This window comes from Pseudidiomarina xizangensis (assembly GCF_052541995.1).
This window is the reverse complement of record NZ_JBOBQA010000001.1, coordinates 98,929-123,531: the sequence shown is the minus strand read 5'-3', so window position 1 is coordinate 123,531 and position 24,603 is coordinate 98,929. Positions and strand designations below refer to the sequence as shown.

Sequence of the window (24,603 nt, the reverse complement as noted above, 5' to 3'; positions counted from 1 at the left end):
AATTTCGTTGCTACTCGATGGTAAACAATTTGTCGAAGCGCGAAATATCCAGAATCGTTTTAACTTCAGGACGGCTATTGATGATGTGAATACCGTTTACGTTATCACCGACAGCCTTACGCATATTCAACAGCATACCAAGCGCGGAACTATCTAAGTATTCGGTTTCACGTAGATCAATGTAAATAGTCGGTTTCTCATCTCCAATAGAGCTATAGGCGCGACGAAATTCATGCACAAGACCAAAATCAAATTTCCCGTGGACTGCAATAGTTAGCTCTTTGCCATCGTTTGAAACATGACGAGTAATCGACATTGTTCACCTGCTTACTTGTTATTATTAGATTAGACAGTTGTAAATAGTGCCAACACATACCAGTAAACACAAGCGCCAGCGGCCAAAATTCGTGATAAATAAATAAAAAAAAGCCGGCTCCACTGAACCGGCTTTTGATTCATTGTAACTTTACGGTTTTTGCTTATATTTATTATAGAGTTGCAAGTGACGATTGTTTAAATCAACCCGTCGCCCTTCAATAAATAATAGCTCAACCCTTTGTCCGACCGGATCCATTAAGTCGCCTGCAGAAACCACTACGGTTCCTTGCTTGCCAACTTCCAGTGAACCTACACTGTCAGCTACTCCCATGAACTTTGCAGGAGTGAGTGTGATAGCACGTAGCGCAGCATCTTTATCGAGACCATAGGCCACCGCATTACCCGCCGCAAATGGTAGGTTACGGACATCCCAATACCCCGGATAACTAATCGCAAAGTCAACGCCTGCTTGAGCTAATGCCGCCGGTGTTGAGAAGGCCTGGTCAAAAGCTTCATCATGTCGTGTCGGTAACCCAAATGGCGCACCGAAAACTACCCGCACGTCTGCTGCGGCTAATTCATCAGCCATCCGCCAAGCGTCACGAGCTCCCATCAACACCCAGTCGAAGCCAAACTCTTTGGTAAGATCCATGGCTTCCTGGATTTGGCGTTGGTCATCAGCATGCACGAATAACGTACTACTGCCGTCGAACAAGCCGAGCATAGCTTCCCAACGTAAATCCGTACCGTTTAACTCGCCCGCTTGCTTCGCATCATAGTAGGCCTTGGCTTGGATAAACGCTCGCTCAAGATTCTTACGTGCTTCCGTATTCGCCTTACGTTGATCTTCGGGTGAACGACGTTCCCACCAAGAGTTGTTAATACCAACCCGTGGCCAATTGACGTGCACGCCAACATCAAGGCGTTCGGCAGCATCTTCGTAAGTCCAACCATCAAGTTGTAAAACACTTGAACGACCGGTAATCAGATCACCTTGTGGAACGATTTGGGCATGCGAGATGCCATTATAACGAATGGTTGGAATGACCTCAGAGTCCGGGTTATAGGCGACGTGACCACTCACCTCTGGAGTGATCGCCCCGGCCTCATCAGCGTCTTCGGTAGCACGTACAGCTTCGATTTCCTTCAAACCTAGAGTGGTATCCATGGCGATGACTCCCGGGTATAAGTGTTTACCCGTTACATCAATAACTTGCGCCCCCACGGGCGTTGCCAAATCTTTACCAATGGCACTTATCTTACCGTCAACCATAAGTAGATCAGTATCTTGTTTGATACCGTCAGTTACTGTGTAAATGGTTCCACCTTGCAACAAAATAGGTTGCTGCTGCGGCTCACCAGGAACAATGTCATGCGCTGCAGCACTTAAGGTAAGGCTTGCAGCAGCAACTGCTGTCATTAATTTTTTCATTGTTAGTGTCCTCCGTGGCTATGCGCAGTAAAGGTTTGTAGCCATGTGTCATGCTCGGTGTCGCAGTGCCAACTTGGTTGCTCACGCTTGTAGCCATTTTCGGCACCATTACTGGCTGCTGGATCCGCTAATACCTTCTGCATTAACGCTTGTTTCTCTTCTTGCAACTCAGCGCGCAATTCTTGGTCACGCTCACGGTTGAAGAAGTTACGAGCATTGATCCAGGTTTGTTCAACCCGCGCATACGAGCTCAACGGATGATCATTCCAAAGCACAAAGTCAGCATGCTTTCCTTCACTAATGCTACCCACATACTCATCAACTTTAAGTTGTTTCGCTGGGTTTAAAGTTACCATCTGCAATGCTTCATGCTCAGACATACCACAGTAGGTGACTGACTTCGCAGCTTCGGTGTTTAACCGGCGTTGTAAATCGTTACTGTCCGAGTTAATGCTGGTTAACACGCCTTTTTCAGACATCAAGCAGGCGTTTTGTGGAATCGCATCATAAACTTCGAACTTATACGCCCACCAATCGGCAAACGAAGAGCCACCGGCACCATGCTTCGCCATTTCTGATGCGACTTTGTAGCCCTCCAGAATGTGCGTAAATGTAGTTAGAGTAAAATTAAAGTCTTCAGCTAAGCGCAGCAACATCAAGATCTCTGATTGTACATAGCTGTGTGCGTGTACAAATCGCTCGCGATCTAAGATTTCCAACAATGTTTGTAACCGATAATCTGGACGCGGTGGTGCAATTTTCGCGCGTTCACTGCGGCTCAGTTTTTCGTATGCTTGAACTCGATTACGATAATCAAGTGCAGCAGTAAAACCGTCGCGCATAAGCGTTTCAACGCCCATTCGTGTTTGCGGATAACGCGTGCTTAACCACGATGGATAGCGACTTTGCTTAACGTTTTCACCCAAAGCGAACTTAATTGATGGCGGTGCTGCATCGAACTTCATTTGATCCGCTGTTGCACCCCAACGTAGTTTAATCACTTGAGCTTGTCCGCCAATGGGGTTCGCCGAACCATGCAGTAGCTGCGCCATGGTCGTACCACCAGCCAGTGAACGGTACACGTGAATATCATCAGGATTAACTACATCACCAATCCGAACTTCAGCAGTAATAGCCTCAGATGCTTCGTTTACACCACGGTCGATAGCAATGTGGGAATGCTCGTCGATAATACCTGGCGTTACATGCATGCCCGTCGCATCGATTACGGTATAACCTGATGGCGTGCGCAGATCTTCACCAATACGGTAAAACTCACCGTCCCGAATTAACATGTCAGTTTGCTCAAGCACGCCCTGGTCGTCTTCTGCAGTCCATACCGTCGCGTTTTTGATATGCAGATTCTGGCGTTCTGGTAATCCATCAAGACCATAAGCAACATTTGGATAGGTCAAACGGCTAACGTAACTCACCTCTGAAGATGAGCTAGTGGCAGCGTCACTCGCAACCGTTTCACTACCAGCTTTACTGGTTCCCGTGAAGTTTAACTCACGGCCATCGGGTCCTATCGCTACGCCGGCATAGGTTTGCTCTGCAGTTTGCTCAAGCTGCATGCGCCAGGTGCCTGACACACCAGCTAATTCAGCATCAACAACAAAAGACAGAGTACTCTCGTCGCGACGGCTGGCGCGAAGCTTGCTGCGGCTATCACCGATGACCAGCTCGCCAGTAACTTTGTCGTCACCCTGCAACTCCAAGGTTACGCCTTGGTTGGCAATCGTTGCCGAAATAGTGCCGTTAAAATCAGCTTTACGTAACGCTGCAAGTTCTTTCTCTTCACCTTGTAACCACACGGCTTTAATCGTGCCTTTAGTAAATAGGTCACCTTCAGCAACGACTAAGTCAGCCATATAACCCGGGGCGATCTTACCTGCTTTGTCAGAGATCCCGGCAATGCGCGCTGGAATAGTTGTTAGAGCTGCTAAAGCGTGGTCCTTGCTCAAACCATGCTGCACGGCTTTACGTAGGTTGGGCCAAAAATCCTCAACTTTTTTCAATTGATGTAAAGTAAATGAGAAATCGACGTTTGCTACAGACAATGCAGCTGCGTTGCCGGGCGCGCGCTCCCAGTGACGTAAGTCTGCCAACTCCACATCGAGATGATCATTAACACCGGAAACTTCCGGCGCTGCAGGGAAGTTTAATGGCAAAATCAACGTCGCATTGGTCGCTTTAATCGCGTCAAGTCGCGCATATTCGTAATTTGAACCGACATAAGTTACTGGCACATCAAACTCGCTGAATACACTGTGTGCACGTAACAACGACTTGTCGTCAGTCACTGCGAACACCATGCCTTGTTCTTCAACAGGTCCAAGTTCAGCTAATGCCGCATTGTACTCCACCGGACCATTGTAGGCTGCTTTGCCGTAGGCCTGCTCATACCAATTAGCATCAGACAAGGTTTGACGAATCAACGCGATAGAGCCCATCAAGGAGTTGGGGTACTGCTGCTGCGAGGAGCCTTTGTCAAAGGAGCCGAAATGACGCGCTTGAGCTTCATAAATCACGTTATTAGCAATTTTATCTGCTAACGAAAGCGTTACCGCCTGACCTTGAAAAATCCCATCAAGCCGCGCACTTTGTACCGCAGTAAAACCTTGCTGAATATAATCGTCAGCAGTTTTACTGTCGCTGGCGGCACTATCAACCCATTGGCTTTGGGCATGGATGGCATCGTTTGCCGCGTTACCACCCTCGCGTTTGTTGTTGTATTGCGGTCGAGTAGAGAACCACGGGCCACGCTCACCTTTGGCTGGCTTAGGAACGCCGTAATTACTGTAGGCATCAATAAAGCCCGGATAGACCGTATGACCGGAAAGGTCAATCACCCGTGCGCCTTCAGGTGCGCGATTGTTTTCGTTGATGCGTTCAATTTTGCCGTTGCGAATAACCAAAGTTGCGTTTTCGATGGTCTCTCCTGGCTCGGTCACGATGGTCGCATTTTGTAATGCGACGTAGCTAGATGAGTTGTCGTGCAACCCTTGCACAGTGGTGGTCTGCGATGCTGATACTAACGCTGGTAGCGCTGCACACATCGCAACCGCCAGCTTGCTGAGGCGGTTACTGCTAATCATCGGCGTCCCCTTTATAAGGTTGATCTTGGTTGTATTTTGATTTTACTTACTTGTAAGCTAGCTTAGATTAACGGTAGCGACGCGTTAAACGCAATCCAATAAGGGATAGACAGCTAATATAAGTCGGTAAAGCGTTGTAGTATCGCCAAGTACCAACAACCAGTGATAGCCACGTACAAATCCATCCCAAACTTTTGTCATATCGAGACTCTGCCCGCTAATATCGTTTTTATACCAATTTTGCTATTGTTGAAGCCTAGTCATTACGGAGGTAACCATGACGACCAAGCAAGTAAACGTAGTCATCGTCGATGACGATATTATTTCACTCGAAGTCATGAAAGCAATGCTTGCACATTTTCCTGAGGCCAGGGTAAAAACGGCTTTAACCGGCCAGGAGGCTTTCGACTTAATCGTCGAACAACGCCCAGATCTGGTACTATTGGATCATCAACTGCCCGACTTCAATGGCGTTGAGCTCTACTGCAAAGTGTATGAAAAGCTTGGTGCTGCCACTCCTACTACAGCCATGGTTTCGGGTCACAAGCCAGAAAACTTCCGAGCTGAGTGCGCTGCTGCAGGTATCAACACTTTATTACAGAAACCGTTAGCGCCCAGCGATCTGACTGAGTTGATGCGCATCGCCAGCACTGGCAAGTAATCGCTGGCTATCTTCTAAAAATTTCTGTGAAAAATCGCCGAAATACAGGCTAACTTCGGCGAATTTATCAACAAACTTCGATTTATCGCCTTGTTCCAGAGTCGCCAGATACTCATCAAAAGTCGCCAGATAACGGCGTAACATGGCAAAATTCTCTGGGTGCGCAAGGATAATATCAGCATACAAGTCAGCGTTTTGCGCAAATAGTCTACCTACCATCATCAGTTCAAGCCGATAAATGGGCGAACTCAAATCAAGTAATTGCTGTAAATCCGCGTGTTCCTCCGCCAGGTGAGCACCATAGACAAAGGTTGATAAGTGGCGCATAACCTGGATAAACCCCATGGCTTCATCATGCTGCGCCGCGGTGGTCGTGTAAAGCTGAGCGCCCCAGCGCGACAAGGTATCTATTAGCCATTGATACGCGTCAGGCTGACGCCCCTCAGTAATAACTATGAGTTGTTTCGCAAGGGTTGCTACCTGCGGCCCAAACATAGGATGTAAGCCGACAACCGGTCCAACGTGGCAGTCCAGCATCGCTTGCAAAGGTTTCTCTTTAACACTGGTAACATCGGCCAAAATACAATTTTCGGGTAACTTAGGTAATCTGTTAATAATTGCTTCGGTGGCGGCTATCGGCACACTTACTAAAACCAAATCGGCTTGTTGGCAATAGTCTTCAGCTTGTTCCCAGTCATCTTTGTCCAAGCAATGAACCGTTGCCCCTGCCTCGCGGAAACGTTCAACGAATAAACCGCCTAAGGCGCCCTTGCCACCGACCACCACAATGGTTTTACACTGCAAATGAACATCGGCTGCTTGCTGTTGCTGATAGGATTCGCGGATCACGCGCCGCAGCACGTCTTCAATAAGGTCAGGCGACAAGCCCACGACCGCCGCTTCCTCACGCCGCGCAGCAAGAAGTTTGGCTTCCCGCTCAGGCACATACAAGGGCTGTCCTAATGAGCGCTTTACCACACCAACTTCAGCAGCCAGCTGTTTACGCTGCTGTAACAAATTCAGCAGCGCACTGTCCGTCTCATCAATAGCTTCACGTAATTGCTGTAACCGTACATCTGGGTTTTCGGTAGATGGATCGGACATCACCAACACTCCTTAATTAAACACGTCTATTTCATTGTGCCTGATTTTAGATATAAAAAAACCCGCCAACGGCGGGTTTTTTCGAGTGCTTTCTAAGCAAAAGCTTAAGACAGCTTCTCGCGGATACGTGCAGATTTACCTGAACGCTCACGCAAGTAGTAAAGCTTAGCACGACGTACCGCACCTTTACGCTTCACAACGATGCTATCGATGATTGGGCTGTGTACTTGGAATGTACGTTCAACGCCTTCACCATTTGACACTTTACGAACCGTCATTGCAGAGTGCAAACCACGATTACGCTTGCCGATAACCACGCCTTCAAATGCCTGAACACGCTGACGGTTACCTTCAACAACCTTAACATTAACGACCACTGTATCACCCGGCGCGTAGTCCGGAAGGTCATTCTTCATTTGTTCGTCTTCGACCGCTTTGATCAAATTGTGACTTACTTTTGCCATGTTAGCCTCTCTTTCCTAGATTAACTACCCGCATCAGACTCAGCTTGATAGTGATGAATAAATTCATCAAGTAAAGCTTGCTGCTCGTCAGTCAGAGCTAGGTTATTTAATAATTCTGGACGTTTTAACCAGGTTCTACCAAGAGCCTGCTGCAAACGCCAGCGTCTAATTCTTTCGTGGTTACCACTTAATAATACCGGTGGTACCGCCTCACCATCTAAATTTTCTGGCCGCGTAAAGTGTGGACAATCGAGCAATCCAGCAGCAAAAGAATCTTCTATTGCTGAGTCTTGATGCCCTAATACTCCGGGAATCAAGCGCGCTACACTGTCGATTAAAATCATTGCAGGCAGCTCGCCACCACTTAACACGTAATCTCCAATCGACCATTCTTCATCAACGTGACGTGTAATAACACGTTCATCAATGCCTTCATAGCGACCGGCAATTAGGATCAACTTGTCATTTTCAGCGAGCTCGCGCACGCCTTGATGATCAAGCTTGCGTCCCTGAGGTGATAAATAGATCACCTTGGTACTGGCACCTAGCTGTTGTTTCGCGGCGGCAATCGCATCAGTAAGCGGTTGCACCATCATCAACATACCAGGCCCGCCGCCATACGGGCGGTCATCTACGGTGCGATGTTTATCATGAGTAAAATCGCGCGGATTAGTTAACGTTATATCTAACAACCCATCACGAACTGCTCTACCCGTAACACCATTATCGGAAATTGCCTGAAACATCTCAGGAAACAGCGTAATCACGCCAACCTGTAGTTTTGCAGCCATTAAAAATCCGACGGCCAGTCCACAACAATGCGTTTATTCTCTTGGTCCACTGCTTGAATGTATTGACTCTGAATAAACGGAATCAAACGTTCAGAGCGACCAAATGCATCGTTGCTGTTCGCTTTAACCACCATCACATCATTTGCTGCTGTGGCCATTAACTGGTCAACGATTCCCATGTTATAACCGTCGGTGTTTACGACCGTCATACCAATCAAATCGCGCCAGTAAAACTCATCCTCTGGCAATTCTGGTAATTGCTCTGTGTTAATCACTACGTCGGCACCTGTTAACACGTGCGCAGCGTCGCGATCGTTCACATCAGCTAATTTGGCAATCAGTCCTTTGTTATGTCGACGCCATTCATCGACAGTGACATCTTGCACTTTACCCTGTAAACGAATTTGCCAAGGGTGATAATCAAATATGGCTTCAACGTCATCCGTGTAACTCTGAACTTTTATCCAACCTTTTACCCCGTACACTGCGCCTAATTGGCCAACGACAACGTATTCAGCAGGATGAGTCATAGTTACCTTTCAAATCGTCGATTAAGCTGCGCTACGCGCATCTTTTAAAAGCTTTGCTACACGCTCAGATAAAGTCGCGCCAGTACCAACCCAGTGGTCAACACGCTCTAAATCAACACGCAATTTTTCTTCTTGACCACGCGCTAACGGGTTAAAGAAGCCTACATTTTCAATGAAACGACCGTCGCGGGCATTGCGACTGTCGGTTACTACCATTTGGTAGAATGGGCGCTTTTTGGCGCCGCCGCGTTGTAAACGAATGGTTACCATTACGTTCCTCGATACAGTTTTTAATGTTAAGTAAATAGAAAAACCTCCGACCGTGGTCGAAGAGCCCGGCAATTCTACCGATTTTTCTGTCGAATGCAAGTATTCTCTAGCGTTTAGGGAACATGCCTGGTGGCATTTTACCACCCATTCCACCCATACTACGCATCATTTTCGCCATGCCGCCACCTTTCATCTTCTTCATCATTTTTTGCATTTGCAAAAACTGCTTCAGTAATTTGTTGACGTCTTGCACCTGGGTGCCAGAACCAGCGGCGATACGGCGTTTTCGCGAGCCTTTGATAAGGTCTGGAAATTCTCTCTCTTTTGGGGTCATCGAGCTAATGATTGCTTCCATGCGGATGGTCATCTTGTCGTCGAGCTGACCTTTCATCTGCGAAGTCATCTTACCCATACCTGGCATCTTGTCCATCAAGCCCATCATGCCGCCCATGTCACGCATCTGTGCCAACTGATCGCGAAAGTCTTCCAGGGAAAACTTACCTTCCTTCATCACTTTCTTAGCGACTTTCTCAGCCTTGGTACGATCGACGTTCTGTTCGAGTTCATCGATCAGCGACATCACATCGCCCATGCCAAGTATGCGCGACGCGACCCGCTCCGGATGAAACGGCTCGAGTGCGGTGTTTTTCTCACCGACACCTAAGAATTTAATCGGTTTACCAGTGATATGGCGGATCGACAGCGCGGCACCGCCACGCGCATCACCATCAGTTTTGGTAAGCACGACACCGGTCAACGGTAATGCTTCGTTAAAGGCTTTAGCCGTATTCGCCGCATCTTGACCGGTCATGGCATCCACCACAAACAAGGTTTCGATCGGCTTAATAGCATTATGTAAGTCTTTAATCTCAGTCATCATGGCTTCATCAATCGCCGTACGACCGGCAGTATCGACTAACACCACATCAATAAATTTTTTCCGTGCGTAACTGATCGCTGCTTCTGCGATCGCCACCGGCTTCTGATCCGTAGACGATGGGAAAAATTCAACCTCAACTTCCTGTGCCAAAGTTTCCAGCTGCTTGATTGCTGCGGGGCGATAAACATCGGCAGAAACCACTAGCACTTTCTTTTTCTCACGCTCGCGCAAGTAGCGCGCCAGTTTGCCAACACTGGTGGTTTTACCTGCGCCTTGCAAACCTGCCAGCAAAATAACTGCTGGCGGTTGCGTCGCCAGATTCAGCGGCACATTACCCTCACCCATAGCGTGCTCAAGTTCCTGTTGTACAATTTTCAGGAAAACTTGGCCTGGGGTAAGGCTTTTATTAACTTCCGTGCCAACTGCACGCTCGTTTACCCGCTTTATAAATTCACGCACCACGGGCAATGCAACATCCGCCTCTAACAAGGCCATGCGCACTTCGCGGAGCGTGTCTTTTATATTGTCATCAGTGAGCCGGCCACGACCGGTGATATTTTTTAATGACTGCGACAAGCGGTCGCTTAAATTCTCAAACATGGGATACTGTCCACCTACTGCTAGCTGACAATGATAGTGTGTCGAGTATATCGTAATTCAAGCAAAGTTTCCCAATCCTATTGGGTTTCGTCGTGACAATGCATATACTTGAGCAACAATCTCAGGAAGTTAGAAAACTTAATTTGTGGAAACCAACATGCTGAGCCTTTTCGTTCTTACTCTACTGCTTTATATTGCCAGTGCTAGCGTAATGTGGCGCCAATTGGCCACTGCCGGTGTGCCGCAAAAACTGACTTGGGCAATTGCGCTCGCAGCGGTGATTAGTCATGGTATTTTACTGTGGAGCTATCTTGCCGGCGACGACTTTGATCATTTAAACGTCGCCAGTAGCCTCAGTGTGGTTGCGTTTCTGCTAGCTTTATTTTCCTTGGTTCGAGTGAAACGTAACAGCGGCTTAATGTTGCGTCCGGTCATTTACCTCTTTGCCGCAGTGAGCTGTGTTATTTTGTGGCTTAGTCCTGCCAGTTGGGGGGCAACCATTACCGAAACCCACGGCCTGGTGATTCATATTGTTTTGAGTTTGCTTGCGTACGCTATTCTCATGTTGGCAACCTTATATGCGGTACAATTGCTCTATCTGACTTATCTTTTGAAAAACCACCGCATGAATACACTTGCAGGCTATCTCCCGCCACTGATGGTGGTCGAACGTTATTTTTTCCGGCTATTGAGTACCGGTACGCTGTTGCTGTTTGTTGCGATAGGTAGCGGCTTCGTATTTCTCAATGATATGTTCGCCCAAGAGCAAGCGCACAAAACCTTATTAAGCTCTATCGCCGCAATCATTTATCTGGCGGTGGTCGTGTTGCATGGGATACGCCATGTCCGCGGACGCAGCCTGGTCATTGCTAGTGTTATTGCTAGTATCATTCTTAGTTTAGGCTATTTCGGTAGTCGTTTTGTCCGTGATGTAATACTGAGCTAATTACGGATAAGGCAAGAAAACTCCCTTGCCAAACTTGACTTGTCTGCCAAGCTCATTAAATTAGGCATTCACGTATTAAATATAGGTAACCTTCTTGGACGAAATAGCCACATCGACCCTGTTAATGATATTGGGCCTATTACTGTTTCTCTCGGCGTATTTTTCAGGTTCGGAAACTGGCATGATGTCGGTCAACCGTTACCGCTTGCGCCACCTGTCACAACAAGATCATGCTGGAGCCAAGCGAGTCCAATATTTGCTGGATCGTCCAGATCGCCTCATCGGCCTTATTTTAATCGGCAACAACCTGGTCAATATTGCTGCGTCGGCAATCGCAACGGTCATCTGTATTCGCTGGTTTGGTGATGCTGGTATCGTTGTTGCAACCTTTGGACTGACTTTATTGGTACTTATTTTTGCTGAGGTGACGCCAAAAACCATTGCAGCATTGCACCCAGAGCGCGTGGCGTTCCCAAGTTCGGTGATTTTGAAGCCGTTACTTACCTTAATGTATCCTTTCGTTGCCTCGATAAACTTCATCACTAATGGTTTCATGCGCTTACTAGGGTTTAATCCTAACACCACGTTAGGTCAGGATGCGCTGAGTTCTGAAGAATTACGTACTGTGGTTAACGAAGCGCAGTCTATGATCCCCAGCAGTCACCAAGACATGCTACTCAGCATTCTCGACCTCGAGAAAGTGACGGTCGAAGACGTCATGATACCGCGCGCAGAAATCAGCGGTATTGACGTACAGGACGACATCAAGCTAATCATCAAACAGCTGTCGCAAGCTCAATACACACGCTTACTGTTGTACCGCAGCGAAATTGACGATGCGATTGGTTTCTTGCACGCTCGTGACATTATGCAAATCGTTACTAAAACCACCGGTGATGCCGATAAATCTGAGCTTATCCGTGCTGCCCGCGAGATCTACTATATTCCAGAGGGCACCCCGCTTAATGTGCAACTACTGAAGTTTCAGCACAACAAAGAGCGGATTGGTCTAGTCGTTGATGAATACGGCGATATTCAAGGTTTAGTGACACTGGAAGATATTTTAGAAGAGATTGTCGGTGACTTTACCACTAACATCACGCCGACCCCGAGTGAGTCGGTAAGCCCTCAAGAAGACGGCTCAATTATTGTTGAGGGTACCGCAAACATTCGCGAGCTCAATAAAGAATTAAATTGGGAATTACCCACTGACGGACCGAAAACAGTCAGTGGCCTGATTGTTGAGTTGCTTGGTGATATTCCGCAACATCCATTGTGTATGCGTATCGACGGGTATGCCTTGGAAATTTTAGAAAGTAGCGAAAGTATGGTGAAACAAATTCGTTTTCTGCCCTACGAGTCACGGCATCTCGAGCAACAGAATTTATTTAGCTGAATGCGCACAATGGGTTAACCAAAAAGCATGCGCCAGAACCAACCGCGCTTAAGATCGTCCTCACAACTGCGCAACTGCGCACCGTAGGTAGCAGCGCGTTGTTTCACGCGCTCCGCAGTGCGCATCAACCAAGCCTTAGACCGGTACGTCTGCCGCTGATAACCGCCCCAGCCTTCGTGATAATTTAAATACAGACCATACGCGTCCCATTTAGAGACACCATTAATACGATGACTTTTATCGATAAACCAACCCATGAAATCGATCGCATCGGCGAATGAATCCCGCGACGCCCAACTGTTCCCAGTTTCCCGTTCATAGTCATCCCAGGTCAGTGTTTTCGCTTGCGAGTAGCCGTAAGCACTGCTCACCCGGCCCCATGGGATAATCCACAGCAAGTAGTCGCGTGGCGGCACCGCATCGTGCTTGAAAGAACTTTCCTGATACATCATCGCCATTGGAATCTGGATGGGCACGCCCCACTGCTCATGCATCGCTGCAGCGGCATCGTACCAATCACGTTTCTCATAAAAAATCTCGCACAAGTTCTCTGGCTGCTTGGGCGGTGCCGATGCACACCCGACTACAGTTACAAGCAAACAACCGGAAAACACAGCCTTTAACTTTATACTCATGATTTAGCACATTCCGCTGCGGTACAGCGCGCCTGCTCGAAATAGGTGGCTAAGTAGTCATCGAATGAAGTCCCTGCGTCATCCTGTTCCCGCGCCTCCTGCTCAGCAATCGAAGCGGCGCGCCATTGCGCAAAGTCAGCTTCAGAAAAATAGTGCAACGGTTGGTCTAGCATAGTTTTGTATTGCTTTGCTAAACGCAATCCCAGATGACTGTTATCCAAGTTTTCATCGCGCAAGATCCGCAGCATTTGTCCAGAAAGTGTCAACTCAGGATTTAATACCATTTGATAGTGCTCTGCGACGGTTTGCTGATAGTGAGCTTCACCATCGGCATCGAGAAATTTGGCGATATCATGTAGATCGGCAAAGAGCTCTTCCAACCAATCCGCCACCGGTCGATCATACCCTTGGTCATTCAAACTCAAGCGCGGATCACGACCATCAAGCACAACCTTGGTGAAATTCCGCTCGGTCATCTGTTGTTGTTCCCAACTTAACTCGGGACTGGCACTCAACAAACACTGTAACAACAGCAGATCAAGCATGCGGATTTGAGCTTCGGTAATGCCGATAGGACTAAATGGATTTACATCTAACGCGCGAACTTCGATGTACTCAACGCCGCCTCGCTCAAGTGCCTGAGTCGGCGTTTCACTGCCTTTGGTGACACGTTTGGGCCGGATGGGGGAATAAAATTCATTTTCAATCTGCAAAATGTTGGCGTTCAATTGACGATAATCTGCTTGACCATTTTCGCCAACCTCTTTTACCCCTATTTTCGCAAAACGCTGTGACGGCGTGGTTATTGCTCGACGTAAATGTGACACATAATCCGCTAATGAATTATAGGTAATTTGCAGGTCAGCTTGCTCTTTATTAGTGTAGCCCAAGTCGCTCATACGCAGAGCAGTACCAAACTCGCGATAGACGGTTCCTTTCCCCAGCTTCTTCAACTCCATCGCACCATCGGTGTGTTCTAAAAACGACTGGCAAATGGCTGGGGATGCACCAAATAGATAGGGGATCACCCAACAAAGTCTTTTGTAGTTGCGAATTAGACCAAAGTAACGAGCCGAAATATATTCGGCTGTTAACGCTTCACCATCCTGCTCGGCAAGTGCTTGCCACATGGCCTGCGGAATTGAAAAGTTAAAGTGCACACCAGATATGATCTGCATACCGCCACCGTAGCGGTAGGTTAATCCTTGTCGATAAAGATTTTTCATCCTTCCACTATGGGATGCGCCGTAACGCGCGATGTGAATATCACTGGCATCACCCACAAAACACGGCATGCTTAATGGCCACATCAACTCATCATCTAAATAGCGATAAGTGTAGCTGTGAATATCGGTTAACTGATCAAGTGTGACCTGAATATCGGTCGCCACTGGGGTAATAAACTCCAACAACATCTCAGCATAATCAGTGGTAATGTGCGGATGCGTTAAGGTTTTACCCAGCGCAATAGGATGCGTTGTCGGCGCCAACTTACCCGTTGCAGTGATGCGCAGACACTCACGCTCAATACCTCGTTGGAAGCGGCACAACTCGGCCTGGTTCGGTAGCGTTTTAAAGTGCTCAAGTGTATTCAACAGAGATTTCTGCAAACTGGTTCCTGCCTGTTACTACTTCTGCATTAGATGATGCAAAGCTTACTGTTTATCTATAGCTACGTCCATGATCTGGGCGTAATTCCCCAGCATTTCCCTACTTGGCGAATGTATCATTGCGTGGCATCATGAAGCTAATCCTAAATCTCCCTTAAACGACTATGGCAGCAGACCAAATGGCGTCGGACAAAAAATCGCCCAATACCCAACAGCTCCGTGAACTTGCAGATATGGAGCAGGCAATAGCCGCTGCCAAAGCCGCAAATCAGGCCAAAGGTGAATTCTTGGCGAACATGAGCCATGAGATTCGTACCCCGATTAATGCGGTTTTGGGAATGACACAATTGTGTCTTAAGACCGAACTCGATAACAAACAGCGTGGCTATTTAAAATCAATTGAGAGTTCATCGAAGATTTTGCTGGGTATCATTAATGATCTTCTCGACTTTTCAAAGCTGGAAGCAGACAAGCTTACCATCGAAAAAATCCCGTTTGATTTAGAAGAAGTACTGCGCAATCTTGCTGATCTCTTCGCTTACCGTGCGCACGACAAGAACCTTGAGTTTATCATTCAATTACCGCCCAACTTACCTACCCGTTTAATCGGCGACCCGCTGCGCCTTAACCAAGTTTTGGTCAACCTCGTCAGTAACGCAATTAAGTTCACTGAGCATGGTGAAGTGGTGGTAGCGGTAACTAAGCTCGATGAAACTGACAGCCATCTTTACCTTCGGCTGTCGGTTACCGATACTGGGATCGGTATGGATGAAGAGCAGCGCCATCGGTTATTTCAAGCATTTACTCAAGCCGATACTTCGACCACCCGCAAATATGGTGGTACCGGCCTGGGCCTTGCCATTAGTCAGCGCATCGTAAAGTTAATGAATGAGCACGGCATCGGTGTGGTCAGTAGTAAAGGTCAGGGCACAACGTTTTTCATCGAATTACAGTTACCGCTGCAACAGCCAAGGCTGCAGCGTATCCCACAAGATATTTTATCGGCACTGGTCGGAAAGCGAGCGTTAGTCGTTGAAGATAACCTGACCACACGCGAAATGTTGAATGACATGCTGCGCAGTATTCAGCTGCAGGTGAGTAGTTTTCGAACTGCCGAAGATGCCTTGCAGGCGCTCGCGGATGAACCTTTCGATGTGTGCATTATCGATTGGCAGCTACCGGGAATGACGGGCCTTGATTTCTGCAGCAAAATTCTTGCCACGGCTGATGCGCCAGCCTGCATCCTCGCAACCAGCTACCACGCCAGTGAACTTATTGAGCGCGCGCGCCAGCTTGGAGTGCAAGGACATCTGCTTAAACCTTATACCAGTAACACTGTGATTCGTGCACTAGCTTCAGTACTCGCGCTGCAACCTGCAAGTCAAACACCAACGCAAAATCAAGATCAGCGACTTGATTCACTCAACGGAACACGGGTGTTGCTGGTCGAAGATAACGACATCAATCAGCATATTGCTAAAGAGATGCTTGAACATTTAGGCTTAAGCGTTGCAGTCGCAGCTAACGGCGAAGAAGCCCTTGCAGCTGTAGTCCGCAGTGATTATGGGCTGGTTTTGATGGATATTCAGATGCCGATTATGGATGGCTATAGTGCAGCCCGCGCGATTCGTGCGCAGTATTCTTATGAGCAGCTACCAATTGTCGCAATGACCGCGAATAATGCTAGTGAAGACATCGAACAGTCGCTTGCCGCGGGTATGCAAGATCATATTGGCAAACCCATTGACGAGCTAAAGCTGCGGCAAGTAGTAGAAAAATGGTGTCGCCATGATTGTAAGGAAACCTCTCATGAGGCGTCAGGCAAGACGAGTGGTCGACCAAAGGTTCGTTATCCAACACATCATGATATCGACTTTCAGAGCTCTATGGAGCGTCTGAACCACAACGTCGAACTCTACGTTGAGTTAGTAGAGCGATTAACAGCGACCTACAACGAAGCACCGTTGAAAGTTGTCGACTTTATGAGCAAAGGTCAGCATGATCAAGCATGCCGGTATTTCCATACCCTGAAAGGTTCTGCGGCTAACTTGGGACTTCATGGAGTGGAGCGTCTTGCTACGCAACTTGAACAAGCAATGAAAAATGCTGAACATGATCAGGTAGCGGATCACATCACACGACTTGCGCCAATGCTGCAACAAGCTGCATTAGCAGCTTCTGATTTAAAGTTATGGGTTGAACGACAACCTTAGATTAGGTGGTAAATTATGATTCGATTTTTGTTTTTGATTCCAGTTGTACTGTGCGTGCTTTGGTGGGTGTACTTGAGCGTCAATGGCCATACTTTAAAACAGGGACGCAAGGGGTTTATCTATATTTTAATTGTTAGCACCTTTATCGCCATCGTCTATAGCCTGATGCTGTGGATAACGGGACGTCAGTTCTAATTCTAACGTCCCTTTAACCACAACTACCCAACTAAGGCCAGCAAAATACCAGCCGCTACGGCCGAGCCCAGAACGCCAGCGACATTTGGCCCCATTGCATGCATTAACAGGAAGTTGCTTTGATTGGCTTCCAGGCCAACCTTGTTAACCACCCGTGCTGCCATAGGAACCGCCGATACCCCTGCTGCGCCAATTAATGGATTGATAGGCGACTTACTAAATTTCGCCATTATCTTCGCCATCAATACACCAGATGCGGTGCCAATACTGAACGCAACAGCACCCAAGCCTAAAATACCTAGAGTTTGTAAACTGAGAAACTCGTCGGCCGATAACTTTGAGCCGACAGCGAGACCAAGAAATATCGTCACTATATTAATGAGCTCATTTTGTGCAGTCTTACTCAGTCGCTCGACCACACCGGCCTCGCGCATTAAGTTACCTAAACAAAACATACCTACCAGCGGCGTTGCCGTCGGTAAAAATAACAATGTTAAGAACAGCACTGCCAGCGGAAATAAAATCTTTTCGCGACGCCCGACCTGGCGTAACTGCTCCATCTTCACCGCGCGCTCTGCTTTGGTCGTTAATAAACGCATAATGGGGGGCTGGATGATAGGTACCAAAGCCATATATGAGTAGGCAGCGACCGCGATCGCACCGAGCAAGTCTGGACTCAATTTAGATGCAAGAAAGATTGCCGTTGGCCCGTCCGCACCACCGATAATAGCTATGGCAGAGGCGTCTTGCATCGAGAAGTTAAAACCGGGCATCCCATTCAGTGCTATGGCTCCTAACAACGTCGCGAAAATACCAAACTGCGCCGCCGCACCTAATAGCAAGGTTCGTGGATTTGCTAACAGTGGACCAAAGTCCGTCATCGCTCCTACGCCCATAAAAATGAGCAGCGGAAAGACGCCGGTATCGATGCCGACCACGTAGATGTAATACAAAATTCCACCCGGGTCATTGAGACCGGCAAGTGGAATATTTGCTAAAATCGCACCAAATCCAATTGGCAGCAGCAACAAGGGTTCAAACTTTTTACGGATTGCTAAGTACAGTAATAACGCCCCGACCAGCATCATCCCCGCCTGGCCCCAAGTAAAAGCTGCTAGGGCGGTACTTTCCCATAAGGTTAGCCAACGATCCATGGCACTATTACTCCAATTCTATTAATACGTCCCCGACGGCAACACTGTCGCCTTCACGGGCGTGGACCTGTGCCACTGTACCTGCTCGATCCGCCTTAATGTCGGTTTCCATTTTCATCGCTTCGAGCACGATCAAAACTTCGCCATCAGTAACTTCCTGACCAGGCTTGACCAAAATTTTAAACACGTTACCAGCTAATGGCGCAGTCACCGGTTCCCCATCACTAACATTACCGCTATCTTCGTTGTCATCGGCAACCTCAGCTGAAGTAACCGCACCCGCGGGATCCACTTCAACAGTAAAAGATTTACCATCAACTTTTACCTTGTAAGTGGCTTTCCCACCTTTTGCGGGAGTTGATGTCGTCGGTTTTTCCGATTTCGCCGCAGGCGCTGCTGATGATTCAGTTTGCGGCGCTGGTTCAAAGGCATCGGGGTTATCACGATTAGCGAGAAACTTTAAACCGATCTGTGGAAACAAAGCATAGGTTAATACGTCATCCACCTCATTTTCAGCAATGCGCAAAGACTTCTCTTTCGCATGTTGCCGGAGCTCATCGGTGAGTTTATCCATTTCATTATCAATTAAATCAGCTGGGCGAACCGTAATAGGCTCATCGCCGTCGAGTATCTTAGCTTGTAGTTCTTTATTCACTGGTGCTGCTGTCGCGCCATATTCGCCTCGCAATACACCTTTGGTTTCCTTCGAAATCGATTTGTAACGCTCGCCACTTAGTACGTTCAGTACAGCTTGCGTACCAACGATTTGCGACGTGGGAGTAACCAAGGGTATGAATCCTAAGTCTTCGCGTACCCGCGGTATTTCAGCCAGCACTTCTTCAAACTTATCCGCGGCGCCTTGTTCACGCAGCTGATTTTCCATATTTGTCAGCATTCCACCAGGCACTTGTGCCAGTAGAATGCGGGCGTCAACACCTTTCAACGAACCTTCAAATTGCGCGTACTTTTTCCGCACCTCACGGAAGTAACTGGCAATATCAGTAAGTTGTTCGAGATCCAAACCAGTGTCGCGGTCGGTGTTTTCCGTCATCGCCACAATAGTTTCCGTCGCCGAGTGACCATAGGTCATGCTCATCGACGAAATTGCGGTATCGAGCATATCAATACCTGCGTCAATTGCTTTCTGATAGGTTGCAGTACTTAAGCCTGTAGTTGCATGACACTGCATCGCAATCGGTAGCCCAGTCGCCTCTTTTAAGCCCGTAATTAAGTCATAAGCCACCTGTGGACGCAGCAGTCCGGCCATATCTTTGATGCACAGCGAGTCACAACCTAAATCAGCAAGCTCTTTGCCCATTTCTAACCATTTTTCAAGGGTGTGCACTGGGCTAACCGTATAAGACATGGTGCCTTGCGCATGCCCATCAACATCTTTTGCTGCTTTGATTGCGGTTTCGAGATTGCGAACATCATTCATCGCATCAAAAATACGGAACACGTCAACGCCATTTTCTTTCGCGCGTTCGACAAAACGTCTTACCACATCATCTGCATAATGCCGATACCCCAACAGGTTCTGTCCCCGCAGCAACATTTGCTGTGGCGTCTTTGGCATCACCTTCTTTAATTCTCGAATGCGCTCCCAAGGATCTTCGCCCAGATAACGGATACAAGAGTCAAAGGTTGCGCCACCCCAGGATTCCATCGACCAGTAACCGACGTTATCAAGCTGTTCAGCAATCGGTAACATATCGTCCAAGCGCATGCGCGTCGCCAACAGCGACTGATGCGCGTCGCGCAAGACTAATTCGGTTAGCTTTAGTGGTTTCGTCATCCTTGGGCTCCTTTAAGTTTATTCGTGCTCGCGCCGATAAGCATGAATAGCCGCGGTAATTGCGGCCAGCCGCTGAGCATCGTTGTTTTTGGCAGTGCGCGTTGCAGTGGAGGAACGTGGTGCAGACAGGTTCTCTTCAGTGCCAACAAAACGGCGTAATACGCCCATAGCAATGAGAAGAAGAGTAAGGAATACAAACACCGTAATCATGCCGGTGAGCATAATCGTGAGTGCTTCTGAGAGTTGCTGCTGCATCGTCGTTAACCTGCCTTTTTAGCGTTATAAATAAGCGTAACTTAAAAGCAGAATAACACAACTTTCTGATGCGTAAGCCTTAGTTGAATTTATAGGAGATATAAATCTAGGAAATGGCGCGCTCGGGAGGACTCGAACCTCCAACCGCCTGGTTCGTAGCCAGGTACTCTATCCAGTTGAGCTACGAGCGCGTCGTTTAATTTTATGGGGCTTGCAAATGGCGCGCTCGGGAGGACTCGAACCTCCAACCGCCTGGTTCGTAGCCAGGTACTCTATCCAGTTGAGCTACGAGCGCATTGCAAACAAATAATGGCGGTGAGGGAGGGATTCGAACCCTCGATAGGGCTACAAACCCTATACTCCCTTAGCAGGGGAGCGCCTTCAGCCACTCGGCCACCTCACCTCTTACTTGTGGCGATGAATTCTAGCGGCACTGACAATAATGTCAAACGATTTTTTCCCTTTTACGGTGTGTTTGTGGGATTTTTAAACATCTCGGGCAAAATTCCCACAGAACTCGTCATTTTGACAGGTTATAGATCAAAAAAGCTGATGGCATGCATCAGCTTTTTCGCAGGGCTAATCTAGTCAGATGGTTCTGGCTTATCTTGGTTTTCAGCCTGAATACGCATATAAATTTCTTCTCGGTGCACTGAGACATCCTTGGGCGCGTTGACTCCAATGCGCACTTGATTCCCTTTGACACCCAATACCGTGACTGTGACCTCATCACCAATCATTAAGGTCTCACCCACTCGACGGGTTAAGATCAACATTTTACCTGCTCCTTCCCTACTATTTATTTGTGTGGGCATCCATGAGAAAACACCACACGACCAGCCTGAATTAATCTCAATAAATTGCATGAATCCTCACCAGATGTCATACAACATTTATGATAGCAAGGAAACCTAAACCATGACAGCTCGTTTACTTACGTCGATACCTTCTAGCCTACCGTTTATCGCAATAGCGCTTCGATACGACGTTGCGCGGCTGCCAAAGCTTCGCCTATTTTGCTACTGTCAGTGCCTCCTGCTTGCGCCATATCAGGACGACCACCGCCCTTACCTCCGACTTCCGCAGCAGCCACATTAACAATGTCACCGGCTTTTACTTTGCTGGTTAAATCTTTGGTCACGCCAACAATCAGGCTTACTTTGTTGTCGTTTGCAATACCCAGCACCACAATACCGCTGCCGATTTGATTTTTTAAATCGTCAACCATGCCACGCAATGCCTTACTCTCTACGTTCTCAAGTTGTGCCAAGATCACTTTTTGACCAGCAATTTCAAGCGCATCATCCAGCAGGCTTCCGCCAGCTTGAGCAGCCAGTTGCTGTTGTAAATCAGTTATCGAGCGTTCAAGCCCTCTCGCCCGCTCAAGTTGTTGCTGAAGGCGTTCTGGTAACTGTGCTGGATCAGCTTTTAATAACCCAGCGCTTTGTCGTAACAACTGTTGCTGCTGCTGACTATACTGCACAGCGGCTAACCCGCTTACCGCCTCGATACGACGTACTCCAGAAGCAATTCCGGCTTCACTAATAATGCGAAACATACCAATATCACCAGTACGCTCGACGTGCGTTCCGCCGCACAGCTCCATTGAGAAATCGCCCATACGCACGACTCGCACATCCTCGTCATATTTCTCACCAAACAGTGCCATTGCGCCCGCTTGCTTAGCTTCTTCTATCGGCATTAAAGCGGTTTTTAATTGGTGATTAGCGAAAATTTCCTCGTTTACTTGCAGTTCGATTGCATCAATTTCAGCTGCGGTCAAAGCAGCAAAATGGGAGAAGTCGAAACGTAATCGGTCAGCAGTTACTAAACTGCCTTTTTGCGTCACATGCTCGCCTAGACTATTACGTAATGCCGCATGCAGGAGATGCGTTGAGCTGTGATTTCGTTTAATCGCTGCGCGCCTTTGGGTATCAATTTCAACTTCAACTCGATCGCCGACCTTTAATTCGGCTTCTGCACGGCCATGGTGAGCAATGGCTTTGCCAATATATTGAGTATCTTCTACTACGAATACGGTGCCGTTTACCACAAAGCTACCAACATCACCGATTTGCCCACCGCTCTCCGCATAAAATGGTGTTTGCGAAAGTACCACTACACCCTGTTGTCCAGCATGCAACTGTTCGACCTTTTCGCCATCCGCAAAAAGTTCGATCACTTCACTGGCACCAGCGGTAGCATCGTACCCGGTGAACTCACTTCGCTGCGATGATTTAAGCCGCTCATTATAGTCAACACTGAATTGTGACGCTTGCTGCGCGCGCTTGCGCTGCTCGTCCATAGCCTGATCGAAACCCTCAACGTCTATGGTCAATTCTTTTTCACGGGCGATATCGGCCGTCAAATCGACAGGGAATCCGTAGGTATCATACAGTTTGAAAACAACTTCGCCTGGAATAACAGTGCCGGTTAGGTCAGTCAAAGCATCATTTAAGATGGTTAGACCTCGTTCTAAAGTCTTGCCAAACTGTTCTTCTTCACGCAGTAAGGCGTCACTGATAACTTTCTCTTTACTCTGTAACTCAGGATAAGCAGCTCCCATTTGCCGCAACAGTTCAGCCACCAGTTTATGAAAAAATGCGCCTTGCGCACCAAGCATATTGCCATGGCGAACCGCACGCCGAATGATACGTCGCAACACGTAGCCACGACCCTCGTTCGAAGGTTGAACACCATCAGCAATTAAGAAACTGCAGGAGCGTATATGGTCGGCAATCACCCGTAATGATTTATTATTCAGATCATCAGTGCCGACGATATCGGCGGCAGCTTTGATTAACGCCTGAAACAGATCGATTTCGTAATTGCTATGCACATGCTGTAATACCGCAGCAATACGTTCAAGCCCCATGCCAGTATCTACTGATGGCTTAGGCAACGGCTGTAACGTCCCGTCAGCTTGCCGATTGTATTGCATGAAGACCAGATTCCAGATCTCAATATAACGGTCGCCATCTTCTTCTGGTGTTCCCGGAGGACCGCCCCAGACATCCGCGCCGTGATCGTAAAATATTTCAGAACAAGGACCGCAAGGACCTGTGTCACCCATAGCCCAAAAGTTATCTTTTTCGCCAATCCGGGAAATACGATCTTCCGGCACGCCGATTTCATTAGCCCAAATTGCATAAGCCTCATCATCTTCGGTAAATACCGTGACCCAAAGCTTTTCTTTTGGTAGCTGCAGCACCTCGGTTAGAAAATCCCACGCATACTGAATCGCTTCGCGTTTGAAGTAGTCGCCAAAGCTGAAATTGCCGAGCATCTCAAAAAACGTATGATGGCGCGCCGTATACCCCACGTTCTCGAGGTCATTATGCTTACCACCGGCACGTAAACATCGTTGTGAAGAGGTGGCTCGGCTATAGTCACGCTGTTCATCGCCCAGAAACACGTCTTTAAATGGCACCATACCTGCGTTAGTAAATAACAGGGTTGGATCGTTACCAGGAATCAATGATGCCGATGCCACTCGCTGGTGACCACGGTCGGCAAAATAGGACAAAAACGCTTCACGGACTTGGGCGCTGGTCATACTCATGAACTCTTTCCTACGGCTGCTTATCAGGGTGAAAATTATCGTTGAATTAGCGCGAAAGACTACCATGAAAGCAGCCTTTCGACTAGTCTGCGGGCCGCGCATAAATATGTTAGGTACAGTTGTTGAAAAATATTCAAAAAAAGGTGTCAGAGCTGATTTTGGCTGCACCCACACATCGAGTAAAATAACATTACTCAGCTTGCCGTTGACGCTCCATGGCAGCCTTTATTTCGCCGAATCGAAAGCCACGACTTTGCAAGTGACGCATAATTTTGTCACGTTCTTGTCGGGTTTCTGGTGGCTGCTCACCAAATTTTCGACAAAGCCGCTCGAAGCATAGGTCCACCCAGTCAGGGTCGGCCGCTTCGGTCAGTTGTAATAAGAGCTCTTCAGCAACGCCTTTTGCTCCTGCTGCTGCCTTTATTTTCATCCAACCATTGCCGCTACCAATCATTTGCCGCAACCAAATCTCAGCATAACGTTCATCGGACTGCCACCCGTGCTGTTGTGCGGTCGCCAACGATTGTTGGATGACTGACTCTGAATATCCGCGCTGGCGCAACTTTTGGCGCAGCTCGTGCGCGCTGTGCTCACGCCGACCAAGCAATCTAACCACGGTTTCATCTGCTTGTTGCTGTTCTTCACTACTCATAAAGCACTCCAGCAAGGGAATTTTTTCGTCAGTTTACACTCT

22 protein-coding genes and 3 tRNA genes are annotated in these 24,603 nt (G+C 47.9%); 5 read left to right on the top strand and 20 right to left on the bottom strand.

Annotation, left to right across the window (positions count from 1 at the left end):
• Positions 1-10: 10 nt before the first annotated feature.
• The 3 genes from ACQ5ES_RS00600 to ACQ5ES_RS00590 form a co-directional block, all read right to left on the bottom strand.
• Positions 11-316, bottom strand: a complete 306-nt coding sequence (locus ACQ5ES_RS00600; RefSeq protein WP_445014024.1) for an STAS domain-containing protein — start codon at positions 314-316, stop codon at positions 11-13.
• A gap of 150 nt (positions 317-466) precedes the next feature.
• Entirely contained in the window at positions 467-1,750 is a 1,284-nt protein-coding gene (locus ACQ5ES_RS00595) for an amidohydrolase family protein (protein ID WP_445014023.1), read from the bottom strand.
• Positions 1,751-1,752: 2 nt separating this feature from the next.
• Entirely contained in the window at positions 1,753-4,848 is a 3,096-nt protein-coding gene (locus tag ACQ5ES_RS00590) for an amidohydrolase family protein (RefSeq protein WP_445014022.1), read from the bottom strand.
• A gap of 277 nt (positions 4,849-5,125) precedes the next feature.
• Between ACQ5ES_RS00590 and ACQ5ES_RS00585 the strand changes: the two genes are divergently transcribed.
• Positions 5,126-5,509 carry a response regulator gene (locus ACQ5ES_RS00585; protein ID WP_445014021.1) on the top strand — a complete coding sequence of 128 codons (384 nt, stop codon included), beginning with the start codon at positions 5,126-5,128 and terminating at the stop codon, positions 5,507-5,509.
• On the opposite strand, the gene tyrA is transcribed toward ACQ5ES_RS00585, so the two are convergent.
• The 6 genes from tyrA to ffh form a co-directional block, all read right to left on the bottom strand.
• Positions 5,456-6,613: a bifunctional chorismate mutase/prephenate dehydrogenase gene (gene tyrA, locus ACQ5ES_RS00580; protein ID WP_445014020.1), complete on the bottom strand. Its 1,158-nt coding sequence runs from the start codon at positions 6,611-6,613 to the stop codon at positions 5,456-5,458. The two genes, ACQ5ES_RS00585 and tyrA, sit on opposite strands and share 54 nt — an antisense overlap.
• A gap of 104 nt (positions 6,614-6,717) precedes the next feature.
• The gene (gene rplS, locus ACQ5ES_RS00575) at positions 6,718-7,077 is read right to left on the bottom strand and encodes a 50S ribosomal protein L19 (protein WP_445014019.1); all 360 of its coding nucleotides are present in this window, start codon (positions 7,075-7,077) and stop codon (positions 6,718-6,720) included.
• Between the two features lie 20 nt (positions 7,078-7,097).
• Positions 7,098-7,868, bottom strand: a complete 771-nt coding sequence (trmD, locus tag ACQ5ES_RS00570) for a tRNA (guanosine(37)-N1)-methyltransferase TrmD (protein WP_445014018.1) — start codon at positions 7,866-7,868, stop codon at positions 7,098-7,100.
• Positions 7,868-8,398 carry a ribosome maturation factor RimM gene (rimM, locus tag ACQ5ES_RS00565; RefSeq protein ID WP_445014017.1) on the bottom strand — a complete coding sequence of 177 codons (531 nt, stop codon included), beginning with the start codon at positions 8,396-8,398 and terminating at the stop codon, positions 7,868-7,870. Before rimM ends, trmD begins: the two co-directional genes overlap by 1 nt.
• A 21-nt stretch (positions 8,399-8,419) precedes the next feature.
• Positions 8,420-8,668: a 30S ribosomal protein S16 gene (gene rpsP / locus ACQ5ES_RS00560; RefSeq protein WP_126762578.1), complete on the bottom strand. Its 249-nt coding sequence runs from the start codon at positions 8,666-8,668 to the stop codon at positions 8,420-8,422.
• Positions 8,669-8,774: 106 nt separating this feature from the next.
• Entirely contained in the window at positions 8,775-10,148 is a 1,374-nt protein-coding gene (ffh, locus tag ACQ5ES_RS00555) for a signal recognition particle protein (RefSeq protein WP_445014016.1), read from the bottom strand.
• 157 nt (positions 10,149-10,305) lie between these two features.
• On the opposite strand from ffh, the gene ACQ5ES_RS00550 reads away from it, so the two are divergent.
• Positions 10,306-11,094: a cytochrome C assembly family protein gene (locus ACQ5ES_RS00550; RefSeq protein ID WP_445014015.1), complete on the top strand. Its 789-nt coding sequence runs from the start codon at positions 10,306-10,308 to the stop codon at positions 11,092-11,094.
• Positions 11,095-11,188: 94 nt separating this feature from the next.
• On the top strand, positions 11,189-12,490 hold the full coding sequence (locus ACQ5ES_RS00545) for an HlyC/CorC family transporter (protein WP_445014014.1): 1,302 nt from the start codon (positions 11,189-11,191) through the stop codon (positions 12,488-12,490).
• A gap of 14 nt (positions 12,491-12,504) precedes the next feature.
• On the opposite strand, the gene ACQ5ES_RS00540 is transcribed toward ACQ5ES_RS00545, so the two are convergent.
• Positions 12,505-13,125, bottom strand: a complete 621-nt coding sequence (locus ACQ5ES_RS00540; RefSeq protein ID WP_445014013.1) for a transglycosylase SLT domain-containing protein — start codon at positions 13,123-13,125, stop codon at positions 12,505-12,507.
• Positions 13,122-14,735, bottom strand: a complete 1,614-nt coding sequence (gshA, locus tag ACQ5ES_RS00535) for a glutamate--cysteine ligase (RefSeq protein ID WP_445014012.1) — start codon at positions 14,733-14,735, stop codon at positions 13,122-13,124. The genes ACQ5ES_RS00540 and gshA overlap by 4 nt, the downstream gene beginning before the upstream one ends.
• 179 nt (positions 14,736-14,914) lie before the next feature.
• On the opposite strand from gshA, the gene ACQ5ES_RS00530 reads away from it, so the two are divergent.
• Positions 14,915-16,948 carry a response regulator gene (locus ACQ5ES_RS00530; RefSeq protein WP_445014011.1) on the top strand — a complete coding sequence of 678 codons (2,034 nt, stop codon included), beginning with the start codon at positions 14,915-14,917 and terminating at the stop codon, positions 16,946-16,948.
• A 15-nt stretch (positions 16,949-16,963) separates the two neighbouring features.
• Complete coding sequence (locus ACQ5ES_RS00525) at positions 16,964-17,143, top strand: hypothetical protein (protein WP_445014010.1); 180 nt, start codon at positions 16,964-16,966, stop codon at positions 17,141-17,143.
• A 23-nt stretch (positions 17,144-17,166) separates the two neighbouring features.
• Here the strand turns inward: ACQ5ES_RS00525 and ACQ5ES_RS00520 are convergent, their stop codons facing one another.
• The 9 genes from ACQ5ES_RS00520 to ACQ5ES_RS00480 all read right to left on the bottom strand — a co-directional run bounded on the left by ACQ5ES_RS00520 (position 17,167) and on the right by ACQ5ES_RS00480 (position 24,561).
• On the bottom strand, positions 17,167-18,297 hold the full coding sequence (locus ACQ5ES_RS00520; RefSeq protein ID WP_445014009.1) for a sodium ion-translocating decarboxylase subunit beta: 1,131 nt from the start codon (positions 18,295-18,297) through the stop codon (positions 17,167-17,169).
• A gap of 7 nt (positions 18,298-18,304) precedes the next feature.
• Positions 18,305-20,092 carry a sodium-extruding oxaloacetate decarboxylase subunit alpha gene (gene oadA / locus ACQ5ES_RS00515; protein WP_445014008.1) on the bottom strand — a complete coding sequence of 596 codons (1,788 nt, stop codon included), beginning with the start codon at positions 20,090-20,092 and terminating at the stop codon, positions 18,305-18,307.
• Between the two features lie 18 nt (positions 20,093-20,110).
• Positions 20,111-20,347 carry an OadG family protein gene (locus ACQ5ES_RS00510; protein ID WP_445014007.1) on the bottom strand — a complete coding sequence of 79 codons (237 nt, stop codon included), beginning with the start codon at positions 20,345-20,347 and terminating at the stop codon, positions 20,111-20,113.
• A gap of 114 nt (positions 20,348-20,461) precedes the next feature.
• Positions 20,462-20,538, bottom strand: a tRNA-Arg gene (locus ACQ5ES_RS00505).
• Between the two features lie 27 nt (positions 20,539-20,565).
• Positions 20,566-20,642, bottom strand: a tRNA-Arg gene (locus tag ACQ5ES_RS00500).
• 15 nt (positions 20,643-20,657) lie between these two features.
• Positions 20,658-20,750: transfer RNA gene (locus tag ACQ5ES_RS00495), tRNA-Ser, on the bottom strand.
• Positions 20,751-20,931: 181 nt separating this feature from the next.
• Positions 20,932-21,123 (bottom strand): carbon storage regulator CsrA, encoded by a 192-nt coding sequence (gene csrA, locus ACQ5ES_RS00490; protein WP_445014006.1) that lies wholly within the window; start codon positions 21,121-21,123, stop codon positions 20,932-20,934.
• Between the two features lie 185 nt (positions 21,124-21,308).
• Positions 21,309-23,909, bottom strand: coding sequence for an alanine--tRNA ligase (gene alaS / locus ACQ5ES_RS00485; protein ID WP_445014005.1), 2,601 nt, complete (start codon positions 23,907-23,909; stop codon positions 21,309-21,311).
• A 190-nt stretch (positions 23,910-24,099) separates the two neighbouring features.
• Complete coding sequence (locus tag ACQ5ES_RS00480; protein ID WP_445014004.1) at positions 24,100-24,561, bottom strand: regulatory protein RecX; 462 nt, start codon at positions 24,559-24,561, stop codon at positions 24,100-24,102.
• Positions 24,562-24,603: the final 42 nt, after the last annotated feature.